Genomic DNA, 14,126 nt, shown 5'->3' on the forward strand with positions numbered 1-14,126 from the left:
CAGGGTGGACGCCGCTCCGGCCGGGGCTCAGCCGGCCGGAGCGGCGCCCGCTCCATTCTCCACACCCTCGCCATGCTTGGGGAACCGCCTTCCAAGGAGACCGGGATGACGACCGTCACCCTGCCCACCGTCCCTCCCCCGCCCCAGTCGCGCGACGGCGCCGGCCGCCGGCTGCCGCTGCCCGGCCGGTACACCGTGGCCCCCGGCCGCTCACTCACCGAACTCACCGCCTGGTACGGGCCGTTGCCGGTCCTGCGCCGTCGCGTCACGCTCGGCGGGGCGTCCCTCACCGTGCCGGAGGACGCCGAAGGCCCTTCGTTCCGTTACGAGTTCGACGACCGCCCGCTGTCCGCCGTGCTCACCTCGGAGCAGGTCGAGGTCCACGGCAGTCGTCTCCAGCTCACCGGCGACCTCGTTTTGAACGGCCTGACCTTCCCCGTCCTGCTGCGGCTGCGGGTGGTCGAGCGGGCCGACGACCGGCTGCTGGTCGTCGGGCACGCCCGGCTGCCGTACCGGCTGCTGCGCCGCGCCACGGGATTCCGGCTGCCGTGGCGCCGGCCGGCCACCCGGCTGCGGCTGCTGGTCGCGGCGGAGTTCGCGTGAGGGCGGCCCGGCGGACGGCCCGGAGCGCCGCCGTGTCCGCCGTCCTGGCGCTCCTCGCCCTGCCGCTGCTGCCGGCCGGGCAGGCGTCGGCGGCCTCGTACAGCGTGACGATGAAGGGGTACGCCTTCTCGCCCGCGAGCCTGAGCGTCCCGGCCGGGTCCACGGTGACCTGGACCAACCAGGACACGGCTCCGCACGACGTGAAGACCACCTCGGGCCCGGTCTCGATCCACTCCCCGATGCTGGACAAGGGGCAGAGCTGGAGCTTCACGTTCACCACGGCCGGGTCGTACGGCTACGTCTGCACCGTCCACCCGAACATGACGGCCGGGATCACGGTCCGTGCGGCGGCACCGGCGACGACGGCGGCACCGACGGCGCACGAGCACCACACCGGCTCCTCCTCGGGGCACCGGGCGACCGCGCCGAGCCGCACCGCGCCGGGCAGCGGGCCGCCGACGACGCGCAGGCCGTCCCCGACGCCGTCCTCCGCGGCGTCCACGGCCTCCCCGGCGGCCGCGGGCCAGTCACCGCAGGCGTCCCCGTCGTCCCCGGCCGCACAGGTCGCGCAGCAGCCGCAGCCACAGACGGCCGCATCGGCCGCCCGTCCCCTCGACCCCCTGCTCGTGCTGACCGGCATCGTCGCCGGGGTCGCGGTGCTGTGCCTGCTCCTGGTCGGCTCCCGGGCGTCGGCACCCCAGGCGCCTCGGGCGCCCAGGGAGGAGGAGGCGTAGGCCTACGCGCAGGTCAGCCCTTCGCCCGGTAGCGGCGCATCTTCGCCCGGGCCCCGCAGACCTGCATGGAGCACCAGCGGCCGCGGCCGGCCGGACTGCGGTCGTAGTACGCCCAGAGGCAGTCGGTGGCCTCGCAGGCCTTGAGCCGGGTCCAGGTGCCGGCGACCAGGGCCTCGGCGACGGCGGCCGCGACGCGGGAGACCAGGGGGCCCTCGTCGGCCGGGGCGAGGGTCGCCGAGCCGTCCCGCCGGTCGACCGACACCACCAGCGGTGCCCCGGCCAGCAGATCGCCCAGCGGGGTCACCTCGCGGTGCGGCGGGTGACCCGCGTGGGCGAGCAGGGCCACGCGCAGGGACTCGCGCAGTGCGCGGGCGTCCTCGACCCCGTCCCACGTGATCCCGAAGCGTGCCCGGCCCTCCGCCGTGTCCAGCGAGTCGGCACCCGACTCGATGTCCAGGGTGTTCACCAGGGCCTCGACCAGGGCCAGGCCGCCGGGGGCGGGCGATCTCTCCGTCATGGCAATGGGCCAGCATGGAGTAACGGTTACCGGTTACCCGCGATGTGCTGGTAACGCTGACGGGTAACAGCGACTTCAAGGAGGAAGTCATGGCTCTCGCCAAGCTGGGTGTCGTCGTCCTGGACTGTCCCGACCCCCACGCACTGGCCGGCTTCTACGCGGAGGTGCTCGGCGGCACTCCCACGGTGGAGGCCGACGACTCGGGCGAGTGGGTCGACCTGAAGGTGCCGGGCGGACCGGCGCTGGCCTTCCAGGAATCCCCGGGGTACGTACCGCCGCAGTGGCCGTCGCCCGACGGCTCGCAGCAGTTCCATCTCGACCTGGACGTGGAGGACCTGGACGCGGCCGAGAAGGGCGTGCTGGCGCTCGGCGCGAAGCCGCTGGACGCCGAGGACCGGACACGGACCTTCCGGGTTTACGCCGATCCGGCCGGGCACCCGTTCTGCCTCTGCGCCTGCTGACACCGGGAGGCTTCATGTCCGCTGTGGCACGTTTCCGTTCCGTCGTCGTCGACTGCCCCGACCCACGCGAGCTGGCCCGTTTCTACGCGCAGGTCGGGGGCGGCACTCCCGAGGACGACGACCCCGACTGGGTGGTGCTGCGGATCCCCGACGGGCCGCGGCTCGCCTTCCAGCGCTCGCCCGGGTTCACACCGCCGGAGTGGCCCAGGGCCGACCACAACGCCCAGCAGTTCCACCTGGACTTCGACGGCGGGTCGACCTGGGAGGCGATCGACGCGGCAGAGGAGCGGGTGCTGGCGCTGGGGGCGCGGGTACTGGACCGGGAGGACTACGAGAAGAAGGACTTCCGGGTGTACGCCGACCCGGCAGGGCATCCGTTCTGCCTGTGCCGGATCGAGCACACCACCTGAGTCACCCGCCTGCCGGTCACCCGTCCAGCTCGGAAATGGTCGCCGCCGACGGCGCGCGTCGCTGCTGGGCGGCGCGGGCGGTGAAGTCGGCGCCGCGCAGCACCCGCTGGACGTTGCCCCAGGTCAGAAGAGCCACGTCGGCCTCGTCCCAGCCGCGCCGCAGCAGCTCGGCGATCAGCCGCGGGTAGCAGGAGGTGTCGCCGAGCTCCTGCGGATGGGCCGAGCCCGAGTCGTACGTGCCGGACAGCCCGACGCACTGCGCACCGGCCACGGCCCGGATGCGGTCGAGATGGTCGGCGACGTCGCGGACGGTCGGGCCGGTCTGCTCGGCGGTCAGCGGCACCAGGCACAGCCCCTTGGCCGCGCCCAGCTCCGCCAGCAGGTCGTCGGGGAGGTTGACCGGGTGGGGACGGAGGGCACGGGCGGCGGAGCGGCTGCACAGCACGGGTGCCCGGGAGAGGCTCAGCACACGGCGGACGGTCGGCACGGAGGCACCGGAGAGGTCCACGATGACGCCGAGCCGGTTCATCTCGCGCACGACCTCCTCACCGAACCGCGTCAGCCCCGCGTCGCTCGCCCAGGACACCCCGGACAGCGTCAGCACACGCAGGCCGAGGAAGTGCAGCTGGCGCAGGATGCCCAGTGAGTCACCCACGGCCGGGGCCCCGGCGGGCCCGAGGAGCACGGCGACGCGGCCGCAGTTGCGGGCGTCCGCGACCTGCCCCGCCGTGCAGGCCGGCCGCAGTCCCTCGTCGCAGGTCCGGGCCACGGTCTTGGCCACGTCCAGCTGCTCCAGCGTGGCGCCGACGGCCCGGTCGCCGTCCAGGCCCTCGGGCAGGTGCAGCGACCAGAACAGCGCGCCCACATGCCCTCGGCGCAGGCGGGGCACGTCCGTGTCGACCGTGCTCTCGCCCTCCTCCAGGTCGTAGTAGGACAGGCGCTTGAGCGCCCAGGGCAGTCCGTTGTAGCCGTCGGCGACGGGGTGGGCGGCGAGGATGGCGTGGGCCCGGGTCATCGGCGCGTCGTCCGGATCGGAGACGGGCTCGTAGGGCTCCGCCGCCATGGCGGCCTCGTCCGGGTACGGCTCGGCCAGGTCGTCGGACTCTCCGGCCGCGGCGGTGGTGCGCAGGTCGTCCTGGAGGTCTGCCATGGCGACTCCGTACGGTCGTTCGTGAGGTACGGTCACCGTCGCACGGAGCGCTGAAGGGTTCCTGGTGGGCGGGGCGTTCGGAGTACGGTCCCGGGCTCGCGCGGAAGACGCTCTCAGGACAGCCGGGCCGCCTCGATCACCTCGTCGAGGGTGTCCCGGGAGCGGACCAGGTCCGCGATCATCCGGTCGATGCGGGCGCGCTCGGTGGTGAGTTCGGCGACCAGGTTGGGCGTGGCGCGGGCCGAGGGCCGGCCGTCCGAGTCCCGCATGCACGGCAGCAGCTGGACGATCTTCTCGCTGCACAGTCCCGCCGCGAACAGCTCCTGGATCCGGATGACCCGGTCCACGGCCGCCTCCGGGTACTCCCGGTGCCCGCCGGGCGTCCGCTCGGCGGTGAGCATCCCCTGCTTCTCGTAATAGCGCAGCGACCGCTCGCTCACGTTGGTGCGCTGGGCCAGTTCACCGATCCGCACGTCCCACTCCCGGACTTGAATCTGACATGGGTGTCAGGTTCTAGCGTACGGGCATGACGCAGCACACGACAGCACTCTTCGAACCGGCTCGTCTCCCCGGGCTGGACCTGCCCAACCGGCTCGTGATGGCCCCGCTGACCCGCAACCGGGCCGAGGCCGACGGCACCCCGACCCCGCTCATGGCCACGTACTACGCCCAGCGCGCCTCCGCGGGACTGATCATCGCCGAGGCCGCGACGCCGAACGCGGTCGGGCAGACGTACCCGAACATCACCGCCGTCCACAGCCCGGCGCACGTGGCCGGGTGGCGGCAGGTCACGGACGCGGTCCGGGAGGCGGGCGGGCGGATGTTCCTCCAGCTCCAGCACGGCGGGCGGGTCGGCCACCCCGCGACCAGCGGGCTCACCCCGGTCGCGCCCTCGCCCGTCCCACTGCCCGAGACGATCTTCACGCCGGAGGGTCACCGGCCGGCCGTGGTGCCCAGGGAGATGACCGCCGAGGACATCCGCACCACCGTCGCCGACTTCGCACGCGCCGCCCGGAACGCGATCGACGCGGGTTTCGAGGGGGTGGAGGTGCACTCCGCCAACGGCCATCTGCTCCACCAGTTCCTCGCCCGCAACACCAACCTCCGCACCGACGGCTACGGCGGGCCGGTCGCCGCCCGGATCCGGTTCACGGCCGAGGTGACCGAGGCCGTGGCCGCCGAGATCGGAGCCGGGCGGGTGGGGCTCAGGGTCTCCCCCGGCAACACCGTCAACGGCATCGAGGAGGGAGAGACCGAGGAGATCTACCCGGCGCTCGTCGAGCGGCTCGGCGGGCTGGGGCTCGCCTACCTGCACCTGGGGTACGCCGACCCGGACACGCCGGTGTTCCGGAAGGTGCGCGCCGGCTGGCCCGGGGTGATCGTCGCCAACCCGGTGCTGAGGGAGATCTCCACGGACGGCGTGCACCGGGCGTCCGAGGCGCTGCTGGGCGCCGGAGCCGACCTGATCGCCCTGGGCCGGCCCTTCCTCGCCAACCCCGACCTGGTGACGCGGCTGCGGCACCGGGCGCCGCTGAACGAGATGCGCGACCGGTACTTCATGTACGTGGGCGGGGCGACCGGCTACACCGACTACCCCGCCCTCGGCGCTCAGCCGTCGAGCGAGTCGAGCGACTCGATGGTGGCGTTGGACGGCGGCCGCGTGGCCTGAAGGCCCCGTGCCACGTCCTCGGCCGCGTCGAGCACCCGCACCGCGTTCTTCCAGGTCAGCTTCGCCAGGTCGGCCTTCGACCAGCCGCGGTCCAGCAGCTCCGCGATCAGGTTCGGGTAGCCGGAGACGTCGTCCAGGCCGTCGGGCGTGAAGGCCGTGCCGTCGTAGTCGCCGCCGATGCCGAGGTGGTCGATGCCGGCGGCCTCGCGCATGTGGTCCAGATGGTCGGCGACCGTGGACACCGTGGCGACCGGGCGGGGGTGCCGCTCCTCGAAGGCGCGGTGGACCTTCATGGCCTCCGCGGTGGTGTCGAGGTGGTGGAGGCCGTGGGCGCGCATGTTCTCGTCGGCCGCGGCGGTCCAGTCGACGGCGGCCTGGAGCACGAACTTCGGCACGAACGTCACCATCGCCATGCCGCCGTTGGCGGGCAGCCGCTCCAGGACGTCGTCCGGGATGTTGCGCGGGTGGTCGCACACGGCCCGCGCCGAGGAGTGGGAGAAGATCACCGGGGCGGAGCTCGCGTCGAGAGCGTCGCGCATGGTCGTCGCCGCCACGTGGGACAGGTCGACGAGCATCCCGAGCCGGTTCATCTCCCGCACGACCTGCCGGCCGAACGCGGTGAGGCCGCCGGCCCGCGGCTCGTCGGTCGCGGAGTCCGCCCAGTCCACGTTGTCGTTGTGGGTGAGGGTCAGATAGCGCACGCCGAGCCCGTACAGACCGCGCAGGGTGCCCAGGGAGTTGGCGATGGAGTGGCCGCCCTCCGCTCCCATGAGGGAGGCGATACGGCCCTCCCGGCGCGCGGCCTCCATGTCGGCGGCCGTCAGCGCGGGCCGCAGGTCCTGCGGGTGCCGGTCGATCAACTGCCGTACGCAGTCGATCTGTTCGAGCGTGGCCGCGACCGGGTCGGGCGAGTCCGTGCGGACGTACACCGACCAGTACTGCGCACCGACCCCGCCCGCGCGCAGCCGCGGGAGGTCGGTGTGCAGGTGGGCGCTCTGGTCGGCGGCGACATCGCGTGCGTCGAGGTCGTAGCGGACCTGCTCGCGCAGCGCCCAGGGCAGGTCGTTGTGCCCGTCGGCGACGGGGAACTCGGCGAGGAGCGTGCGGGCGTCGTCGAGGGACGTCATGGGGGTCACTTCCCGAAACCGAAACCGCCGCTCGCGCCCTCGACCTTGGAGCGCAGGCGCTTGCCCTTCTCGGTGGCCTGGTCGTTCAGCTCCTGCTGGAACTCGCGCATACGGGCGCGGAGTTCCTCGTCGTGCGCGGCGAGGATGCGGGCCGCGAGCAGACCGGCGTTGCGGGCACCGGCGACGGAGACCGTGGCGACCGGGACGCCGGCCGGCATCTGCACGATCGACAGGAGGCTGTCCATGCCGTCGAGGTACTTCAGCGGCACGGGCACGCCGATGACGGGCAGCGGGGTCACGGAGGCGAGCATGCCGGGCAGGTGGGCGGCGCCGCCGGCCCCGGCGATGATCACCTTGAGCCCGCGCTCGTCGGCCTGTTCGCCGTACGCGACCATCTCGCGCGGCATGCGGTGCGCGGAGACGACGTCGACCTCGTAGGCGATCTCGAACTCGTCGAGGGCCTTGGCGGCGGCCTCCATGACGGGCCAGTCGCTGTCCGACCCCATGACGATGCCAACAACAGGGCTCATTCGGTGATGGTGCCTCTCAGGTAGCCGGCTGCGTGACGGGCGCGCTCCAGCACGTCGTCCAGGTCGTCGCCGTAGGTGTTGACGTGGCCGACCTTGCGGCCGGGCTTCACGTCCTTGCCGTACATGTGGATCTTGAGCTGGGGGTCGCGGGCCATGCAGTGCAGGTACGCGGAGTACATGTCCGGGTAGTCGCCGCCGAGGACGTTGACCATGACCGTCCACGTGGCGCGCGGGCGCGGGTCGCCGAGGGGCAGGTCCAGGACGGCCCGGACATGGTTGGCGAACTGGCTGGTGACGGCGCCGTCCATCGACCAGTGGCCGGAGTTGTGCGGGCGCATCGCGAGTTCGTTGACGAGGATGCGGCCGTCGCGGGTCTGGAACAGCTCGACGGCGAGGTGGCCGACGACGTCGAGCTCCTTGGCGATGTTGAGCGCCATCTCCTCGGCCCGCAGGGCGAGGGCCTCGTCGAGGCCGGGGGCGGGCGCGATCACCGTGTCGCAGACGCCGTTCACCTGGCGGGACTCGACGACCGGATAGGCGACGGCCTGCCCGTGCGGGGAGCGTACGACGTTGGCGGCGAGCTCGCGGACGAAGTCGACCTTCTCCTCGGCGAGCACGGGGACACCGGCCTTGAAGGGGTCGGCGGCCTCCTCGACGGAGTCGACGACCCACACGCCCTTGCCGTCGTAACCGCCGCGGACGGTCTTGAGGACGACGGGGAATCCGTCGCCCTCGGCGGCGAAGGCCACGACGTCCTGCGGATCGGAGACGATTCTGTGTCTGGGGCAGGGCACGCCGATCGCGTCGAGCTTCGCGCGCATCACGCCCTTGTCCTGGGCGTGCACGAGCGCGTCGGGGCCGGGGCGCACGGGGATGCCGTCCGCCTCCAGGGCCCTGAGGTGCTCGGTGGGCACGTGTTCGTGATCGAAGGTGATCACGTCGCACCCACGGGCGAACTCGCGCAGCGTGTCGAGGTCGCGATAGTCGCCGACGACGACATCGCTCACGACCTGCGCAGCGGAGTCCTGCGGGGTGTCACTGAGGAGCTTGAACCTGATGCCGAGCGGGATGCCTGCCTCGTGTGTCATACGAGCGAGCTGGCCCCCGCCGACCATGCCGACTACCGGGAACGTCACTCCCCCAGGGTATCGGCCGCGCCAGGGTGGCCGGTTTCCTGCCCCTCCCCTGCCCTGCCCGGACCATCTCCGGCCGTCCACCGGCGTCCGCAGGAAGATCGCGCGGGAGGGTGGTTAGCATGGCTGAGTTGACGCCAACCACGGACGGGGGCCTGCACGACCATGGGACATGGTGCTTCGCGGCTCCGACGGCTCCTCCACGAAGTCGCCAAATTCGGCGCGGTGGGCGGTGCCGGGGTGCTGGTCAACCTCCTCGTGTTCAACCTCGTACGGCACGTCACCGACCTCCAGGTGGTGCGCGCGAGCGTCATCGCGACCGTCGTCGCGATCGTCTTCAACTACGTCGGCTTCCGCTACTTCACCTACCGCGACCGCGACAAGACCCGCCGTACGCGGGAGATGTCCCTGTTCCTGCTGTTCAGCGCGGTCGGGCTGGTCATCGAGAACGGCGTTCTGTACGCGGCCACGTACGGCTTCGGCTGGGACACCCCGCTGCAGAACAACATCTTCAAGTTCGTCGGCATCGGCATCGCCACGCTGTTCCGCTTCTGGTCGTACCGCAGCTGGGTGTTCCGCGCCCTTCCGGCCCGTGAGCCGGTGGCGGACGCGGAATCGATCCTGAAGGGCGAACGCGCCAGGCGCCCGCGGGACGGGCAGCGTGTGCCGTAAGCCGTCGTGAGCCGCGTCAGCGGATCATCGGCTCGTCCGCGCCGCCGTGGGACTTCCCGACGGGCGTGCGGGACAGGAACAGGGCGAACACCGGGGGCTTGGTCTGGAGCATCTCCAGGCGGCCGCCGTCCGCTTCCGCCAGGTCGCGGGCCACGGCCAGGCCGATGCCCGTGGAGTTGCGGCCGCTGATCGCCCGCTCGAAGATGCGGGCGCCGAGGTCGGCGGGGACGCCTGGGCCCTCGTCCGTGACCTCGATGACGGCCTGGTTGCCGGTGACGCGGGTGCGCAGCGCCACCGTGCCGCCGCCGTGCATCAGGGAGTTCTCGATCAGCGCGGCCAGCACCTGCGCGACCGCTCCCGGCGTGCCGACGGCCTCCAGATGCCGCTTGCCGGAACTGACGATCGCCCGGCCCGCACTGCGGTAGGCGGGACGCCACTCGGCGAGCTGCTGCTGGATGACCTCGTCGAGGTCGAAGGTGACGGCGGAGCCGGTGCGCGGATCGCGGGAGTTCGTCAGCAGCCGCTCCACGACGTCCGTGAGCCGCTCGACCTGCGTCAGCGCGATCGTCGCCTCGTCCTTCACCGTGTCCGGGTCGTCGGTGAGGGTGATCTCCTCCAGCCGCATCGACAGCGCCGTCAGCGGCGTCCGCAGCTGGTGGGAGGCGTCCGCGGCCAGCCGCCGCTCGGCGGTCAGCATGCGCGCGATGCGCTCGGCCGAGCCGTCCAGCACGTCCGCCACCCGGTCCAGCTCGGGCACGCCGTACCGCTTGTGCCGGGGGCGCGGATCGCCCGAGCCGAGCCGTTCGGCCGTCTCCGCGAGGTCGGTCAGCGGCGACGCCAGCCGGTTCGCCTGGCGGACCGCCAGCAGCACCGCGGCCACCACCGCCAGCAGCGCGACCAGCCCGATGATCAGCAGCGTGCGGCCGACCTCCCGGGTCACCGAGGAGCGCGGCTCCTGGACGGTGACGGTCTCGCCCTCCTCGCCGGGGGCGGTCGCGGTGATCACGTCACCGGACGGCTTGGAGCCGACCTCGATGGGCTCCTCCCCGGGGATCCGGATCACCGCGTAGTAGCGGTCCTGCGTGACCTGCTTGCGCAGCACCTCCGCGTCGACCTGCTGGGCGACGAAGAGCCGGCTGTCGACGATGCTGGCCAGCCGGACCGCCTCGGACTCCACCCGCTCCTGGGCGCTGTTGCTGATCGTCCTGGTCTCGACGATGACGAGGGAGACGCCGAAGACGGCGATCACGACGAGGACCACGGCGAGCGTGGACTGGATCAGTCGGCGGCGCATGTCCTGTTACCCGTGCTTGTCCGTGCCTGCCCCGCGGCTCAGCTCTTCTCGAAGCGGAAGCCCACACCGCGCACCGTGGCGATGTAGCGGGGGTTGGCCGCGTCGTCGCCGAGCTTCTTGCGCAGCCAGGAGATGTGCATGTCGAGCGTCTTGGTCGACGACCACCAGGTCGTGTCCCAGACCTCGCGCATGAGCTGGTCGCGGGTGACGACCCGGCCGGCGTCGCGCACCAGCACCCGCAGCAGGTCGAACTCCTTGGCGGTGAGCTGGAGCTCCTCCTCGCCCATCCAGGCGCGGTGCGACTCGACGTCGATGCGCACGCCGTGGGTGGCGGGCGGCTGCTGCGGCTCGGCGGCGCCGCGGCGCAGCAGGGCACGGACGCGGGCGAGCAGCTCGGCGAGCCGGAACGGCTTGGTGACGTAGTCGTCGGCGCCCGCGTCCAGCCCGACGACGGTGTCCACCTCGTCGGCGCGCGCGGTCAGGATGAGGATCGGGATGCTGTGGCCTTCGCCCCGCAGGCGGCGGGCGACCTCCAGACCGTCCATGCCGGGCAGACCCAGGTCGAGCACGACCAGGTCGACGCCGCCCTGCATTCCGGCGTCGAGAGCGGTGGGGCCGTCCTCACGCACCTCGACCTCGTAGCCCTCCCGGCGCAGAGCACGGGCCAGCGGCTCCGAGATGGACGCGTCGTCCTCGGCGAGCAGTACACGGGTCATGAGGTGATGGTAGACCTGCAAGGCCCTGAGCTGGGGTGTGACCGGAAGCCTTGATTCTTACCCGTGGCATACCCGTCTCTTACGTTCCGCGGGTACGCGTACAAACCTCTGGCTCTGGGGTGCGATCCTGGTAAGGACCATGGAAATAGGTCTTACGGTTCCCTCGAAACCTGTGATCCGTGTCTCAAGTCCTTCCATATGCGGCAGTGTCCTGCCGTATGGTGAATCAACGCCTGTAGCACCATGGCGACCTTCGGAGGCTGTTCGCCCCTGGAGGTCTCTTTTGTGTGCGGGCTGGTTCCCCGCCAGCCCCTCAACCGGAAACGACCTGTGGCCGGGCCTCGGCGTGCGCATACGCGCGTAGAGGCGTGGATCCCGGTGGCGACCGCCCACCGCTCCTGCCCGGAGCGGCCCCCCGTAGGCGTCGGACGGACGGCCGTACCGGTGCCGGCTGCCCCCACCGGGCGCACCACCGCTGTTGCGGGGCGCGTCCCGACCAGCAAGGAACGACCCATGGCGTCCAGCCTGACGAAGGACTCGGCCCGTCCGGGCACCCCCGGCCCCGAGAAGACCTTCTTCGGCCACCCCCGCGGACTGGCCACTCTCTTCATGACCGAGATGTGGGAGCGGTTCTCCTACTACGGCATGAGGGCCCTGCTCCCGCTGTACCTGGTGGCCCCTGGCGGCCTGCACATGAGCGCGGGCGCGGCGACGGCGATCTACGCCGTGTACCTGTCGCTGGTGTACCTGCTCACGCTGCCCGGCGGCTGGTTCGCCGACCGTGTGCTCGGCCCCCGCAAGACCGTCGCCGTCGCGGGCCTGGTCATCATGCTCGGCCACCTGTGCCTGGCGCTGCCCGCGGCCGCGAGCTTCTACGTCGGCCTGGGCCTGGTCGCCATCGGTTCCGGTCTGCTGAAGGCCAACATCTCCACGATGGTCGGCCACCTCTACGACGGTCCGGAGGACCCGCGCCGGGACGGCGGCTTCACCGTCTTCTACATCGGCATCAACCTCGGCGCCTTCGTCGCCCCGCTGGTCATCGGCACCGTGGGTGAGAACGTCAACTGGCACCTGGGCTTCGCCCTGGCCGCGCTCGGCATGGCGCTGGGCCTCGTCCAGTTCCTGCTCGGCGGCCGCCACCTGAACCCGAAGAGCAGCGAGGTCCCGACCCCGCTGTCGCCCGCCGAGAAGGCCGCCACCCTGCGCAAGGGCCTGATCTGGCTGGCCGTCGCCGTGGTCTTCTACGCCCTGGTCGGCGGCACCGGCCACTTCACCCTGAACTGGGCGCTGATCCCGCTCACCCTCCTCGGCCTGATCGTGCCGATCCTGGTCATCACCCGCATCCTGCGCGACAAGGAGCTGGACGCCGGCGAGCGCTCGAAGGTGTCGGCGTACATCTGGTTCTTCGTCGCCGCCGCCGTGTTCTGGATGATCTACGACCAGGGCGGCTCGACCCTGTCGCTGTTCGCCGAGAAGAGCGCCGACAACACCGTCTTCGGCTGGGAGTTCCCGGTCTCCTGGTACCAGTCGGTCAACCCGGTGCTGATCATGGCGCTGGCGCCGGTCTTCGCCTGGCTGTGGCTGTGGCTGAACCGGCGCGGCAAGGAGCCGAGCACCATCGTGAAGTTCTCCTCCGGCCTGATGCTGGTGGGTGCGTCCTTCTTCCTCTTCCTCGCCCCGCTGTCGATCGCGGAGGGCGGTCACAAGGCCGCGGCGATGTGGCTGGTCGCGATCTACTTCGTGCAGACCGTCGGCGAGCTGACGCTGTCGCCGGTGGGTCTGTCCGTGACGACGAAGATGGCGCCGGCGAAGTACGCCTCGCAGATGATGGGCGTCTGGTTCCTCGCGGTCACCGCGGGCGACTCCGTCACCGCGCTGCTGTCCAACCCGGCCGTCGGCGGGATCAACCTCGACCGGACCGGCTTCGTGGCCCTGGAGGCGGCGCTGGCCGTCGTCGCCGGTTTCGCGGTGTACATGTTCCGCAAGAAGGTCAAGGGGCTCATGGGCGACGTCCGCTGATCGCCGGAGCCTGACAGAGGGCCGTCGCACCCGCGTGGTGCGGCGGCCCTTCTTCATGTCCGCATGTCCTTCATGTCCTGCTTCGGTCTCGATTGTTCGGCGTCCGGGGCGACCCACGGCAGGTCGGAGGGCCGGCGTGCTGCGGGCAGGCGCGGGAGGAGGCGGCGGGGCGGGCGGGACGCGTGGACGGGGCGGCGGGGGCGGGCGTGGTCCACGACGGCCAGGCCGGCGCGGAACAGCGCCGCCGGGACGACCAGGCAGACGAGGACCCAGAACAGGGTCACGCCCCAGGGGCGGCCCACGCCCCAGGGGTGCTCGGCGAGGACCTTGCCGCCGTACTTCAGGGACACGGTGTAGTCGCCGTGCGCCCCGGCCGCGAGTTCCACGGGGAGTTCGATGCGCGCCTTCCCGCCGGGCCGGATCGTGCCGCGCCAGCGCTGGTCCTGCCACTGCGGGGCGAACACACCGTGGGAGGTGCCGACCTGGAAGACGGGGTCCTTCACGGGGGACGTCCCGACGTTCCCGACGGTGACCACGAGCGTCCGGGCGGGCGGGGAGCCGAACCAGGTCAGCAGTCCGCCGGAGCCGCGCAGCCGGGTGTCCGCGAGCAGTGACAGCCGTCCGCCGGCCCGGTCCGCGGGCAGCGGCTCGACGGCGTGCCCGGCGACCTGGAGAACCGCGTCGGCCTCGGCCCCGGCCCCGGTCACCGTCGCCGCGTGCACCACGCAGGGACACGGCACGGGCGGTTCCACGACGGGCAGTTCGCGGCGGAAGCGCCCCTCGGCGTCGGTTCTGACGGCCCGGCCGTCGGCATTGGCGCAGGAGTTGGTGCCGCCGGTCACGCCCCGGGACGGCTCGGCCTGCCCGCAGACCAGCAGCGTCAGCAGGGCACGCGGCCGCCAGCCGCTGCCGGTGACGGTGACCGAACCGCCCGTCCCGGCCTGGGCCCTGGACAGCTCGACGACGGGCCGGTCCGCCGCACCGGCGGGCCCGGCGCCCGCCAGTCCGAGCAGGAGCACCAGCAGAACCGGCAGTGACAGGTACGGAACACGGACGACGTACGGCATCGGCGGCTCCAGCGGTCGTACGGG

The 14,126-nt window shown here is 72.1% G+C and carries 16 protein-coding genes; 7 read left to right on the forward strand and 9 right to left on the reverse strand.

The features are described from left to right. Positions 1 to 105 precede the first annotated feature (105 nt). Positions 106 to 603 (forward strand): hypothetical protein, encoded by a 498-nt coding sequence (locus tag ABFX81_RS40805; protein WP_086854859.1) that lies wholly within the window; start codon positions 106 to 108, stop codon positions 601 to 603. A gap of 32 nt (positions 604 to 635) precedes the next feature. After that, positions 636 to 1,337: a cupredoxin domain-containing protein gene (locus tag ABFX81_RS40810; RefSeq protein ID WP_346139580.1), complete on the forward strand. Its 702-nt coding sequence runs from the start codon at positions 636 to 638 to the stop codon at positions 1,335 to 1,337. Positions 1,338 to 1,350: 13 nt separating this feature from the next. On the opposite strand, the gene ABFX81_RS40815 is transcribed toward ABFX81_RS40810, so the two are convergent. Further along, positions 1,351 to 1,854 (reverse strand): CGNR zinc finger domain-containing protein, encoded by a 504-nt coding sequence (locus tag ABFX81_RS40815; protein ID WP_086854861.1) that lies wholly within the window; start codon positions 1,852 to 1,854, stop codon positions 1,351 to 1,353. A gap of 89 nt (positions 1,855 to 1,943) precedes the next feature. On the opposite strand from ABFX81_RS40815, the gene ABFX81_RS40820 reads away from it, so the two are divergent. After that, a complete protein-coding gene (locus tag ABFX81_RS40820; RefSeq protein WP_086854862.1) occupies positions 1,944 to 2,315 on the forward strand; it encodes a VOC family protein in 372 nt (123 codons plus the stop codon). A 14-nt stretch (positions 2,316 to 2,329) separates the two neighbouring features. Then, complete coding sequence (locus tag ABFX81_RS40825) at positions 2,330 to 2,725, forward strand: VOC family protein (protein ID WP_086854863.1); 396 nt, start codon at positions 2,330 to 2,332, stop codon at positions 2,723 to 2,725. Between the two features lie 16 nt (positions 2,726 to 2,741). Here the strand turns inward: ABFX81_RS40825 and ABFX81_RS40830 are convergent, their stop codons facing one another. Together ABFX81_RS40830 and ABFX81_RS40835 are read right to left on the reverse strand one after the other, a co-directional pair. Further along, positions 2,742 to 3,875, reverse strand: a complete 1,134-nt coding sequence (locus ABFX81_RS40830; protein WP_086854864.1) for a membrane dipeptidase — start codon at positions 3,873 to 3,875, stop codon at positions 2,742 to 2,744. A gap of 113 nt (positions 3,876 to 3,988) precedes the next feature. After that, positions 3,989 to 4,348 (reverse strand): MerR family transcriptional regulator, encoded by a 360-nt coding sequence (locus ABFX81_RS40835; RefSeq protein ID WP_086854865.1) that lies wholly within the window; start codon positions 4,346 to 4,348, stop codon positions 3,989 to 3,991. A gap of 53 nt (positions 4,349 to 4,401) precedes the next feature. Here ABFX81_RS40835 and ABFX81_RS40840 point away from each other — a divergent pair, with 53 nt between their 5' ends. Next, positions 4,402 to 5,544 (forward strand): alkene reductase, encoded by a 1,143-nt coding sequence (locus ABFX81_RS40840; RefSeq protein ID WP_346139584.1) that lies wholly within the window; start codon positions 4,402 to 4,404, stop codon positions 5,542 to 5,544. On the opposite strand, the gene ABFX81_RS40845 is transcribed toward ABFX81_RS40840, so the two are convergent. From ABFX81_RS40845 to ABFX81_RS40855, 3 genes are read right to left on the reverse strand one after another with little or no spacing between them, the layout of a single operon-like run. Continuing rightward, positions 5,484 to 6,671, reverse strand: coding sequence for a membrane dipeptidase (locus ABFX81_RS40845; RefSeq protein WP_086854833.1), 1,188 nt, complete (start codon positions 6,669 to 6,671; stop codon positions 5,484 to 5,486). The two genes, ABFX81_RS40840 and ABFX81_RS40845, sit on opposite strands and share 61 nt — an antisense overlap. A gap of 5 nt (positions 6,672 to 6,676) precedes the next feature. Next, entirely contained in the window at positions 6,677 to 7,201 is a 525-nt protein-coding gene (gene purE / locus ABFX81_RS40850; RefSeq protein WP_086854832.1) for a 5-(carboxyamino)imidazole ribonucleotide mutase, read from the reverse strand. Further along, positions 7,198 to 8,337, reverse strand: coding sequence for a 5-(carboxyamino)imidazole ribonucleotide synthase (locus ABFX81_RS40855; RefSeq protein ID WP_086854831.1), 1,140 nt, complete (start codon positions 8,335 to 8,337; stop codon positions 7,198 to 7,200). Before ABFX81_RS40855 ends, purE begins: the two co-directional genes overlap by 4 nt. 162 nt (positions 8,338 to 8,499) lie before the next feature. Between ABFX81_RS40855 and ABFX81_RS40860 the strand changes: the two genes are divergently transcribed. Next, positions 8,500 to 9,006 (forward strand): GtrA family protein, encoded by a 507-nt coding sequence (locus tag ABFX81_RS40860; RefSeq protein ID WP_086854830.1) that lies wholly within the window; start codon positions 8,500 to 8,502, stop codon positions 9,004 to 9,006. Between the two features lie 16 nt (positions 9,007 to 9,022). Here the strand turns inward: ABFX81_RS40860 and ABFX81_RS40865 are convergent, their stop codons facing one another. Both ABFX81_RS40865 and ABFX81_RS40870 read right to left on the reverse strand, forming a co-directional pair. Further along, positions 9,023 to 10,300 (reverse strand): ATP-binding protein, encoded by a 1,278-nt coding sequence (locus tag ABFX81_RS40865; RefSeq protein ID WP_086854829.1) that lies wholly within the window; start codon positions 10,298 to 10,300, stop codon positions 9,023 to 9,025. 38 nt (positions 10,301 to 10,338) lie between these two features. After that, positions 10,339 to 11,016, reverse strand: coding sequence for a response regulator transcription factor (locus ABFX81_RS40870; RefSeq protein ID WP_010034575.1), 678 nt, complete (start codon positions 11,014 to 11,016; stop codon positions 10,339 to 10,341). 513 nt (positions 11,017 to 11,529) lie between these two features. On the opposite strand from ABFX81_RS40870, the gene ABFX81_RS40875 reads away from it, so the two are divergent. Further along, positions 11,530 to 13,035, forward strand: coding sequence for a peptide MFS transporter (locus ABFX81_RS40875; RefSeq protein ID WP_346139588.1), 1,506 nt, complete (start codon positions 11,530 to 11,532; stop codon positions 13,033 to 13,035). 53 nt (positions 13,036 to 13,088) lie between these two features. On the opposite strand, the gene ABFX81_RS40880 is transcribed toward ABFX81_RS40875, so the two are convergent. Next, positions 13,089 to 14,102 (reverse strand): hypothetical protein, encoded by a 1,014-nt coding sequence (locus ABFX81_RS40880; protein WP_346139589.1) that lies wholly within the window; start codon positions 14,100 to 14,102, stop codon positions 13,089 to 13,091. Positions 14,103 to 14,126 lie beyond the last annotated feature (24 nt).

Origin of the sequence: Streptomyces coeruleofuscus, from assembly GCF_039532725.1 — a bacterium.
Lineage (GTDB): Bacteria > Actinomycetota > Actinomycetes > Streptomycetales > Streptomycetaceae > Streptomyces > Streptomyces coeruleofuscus.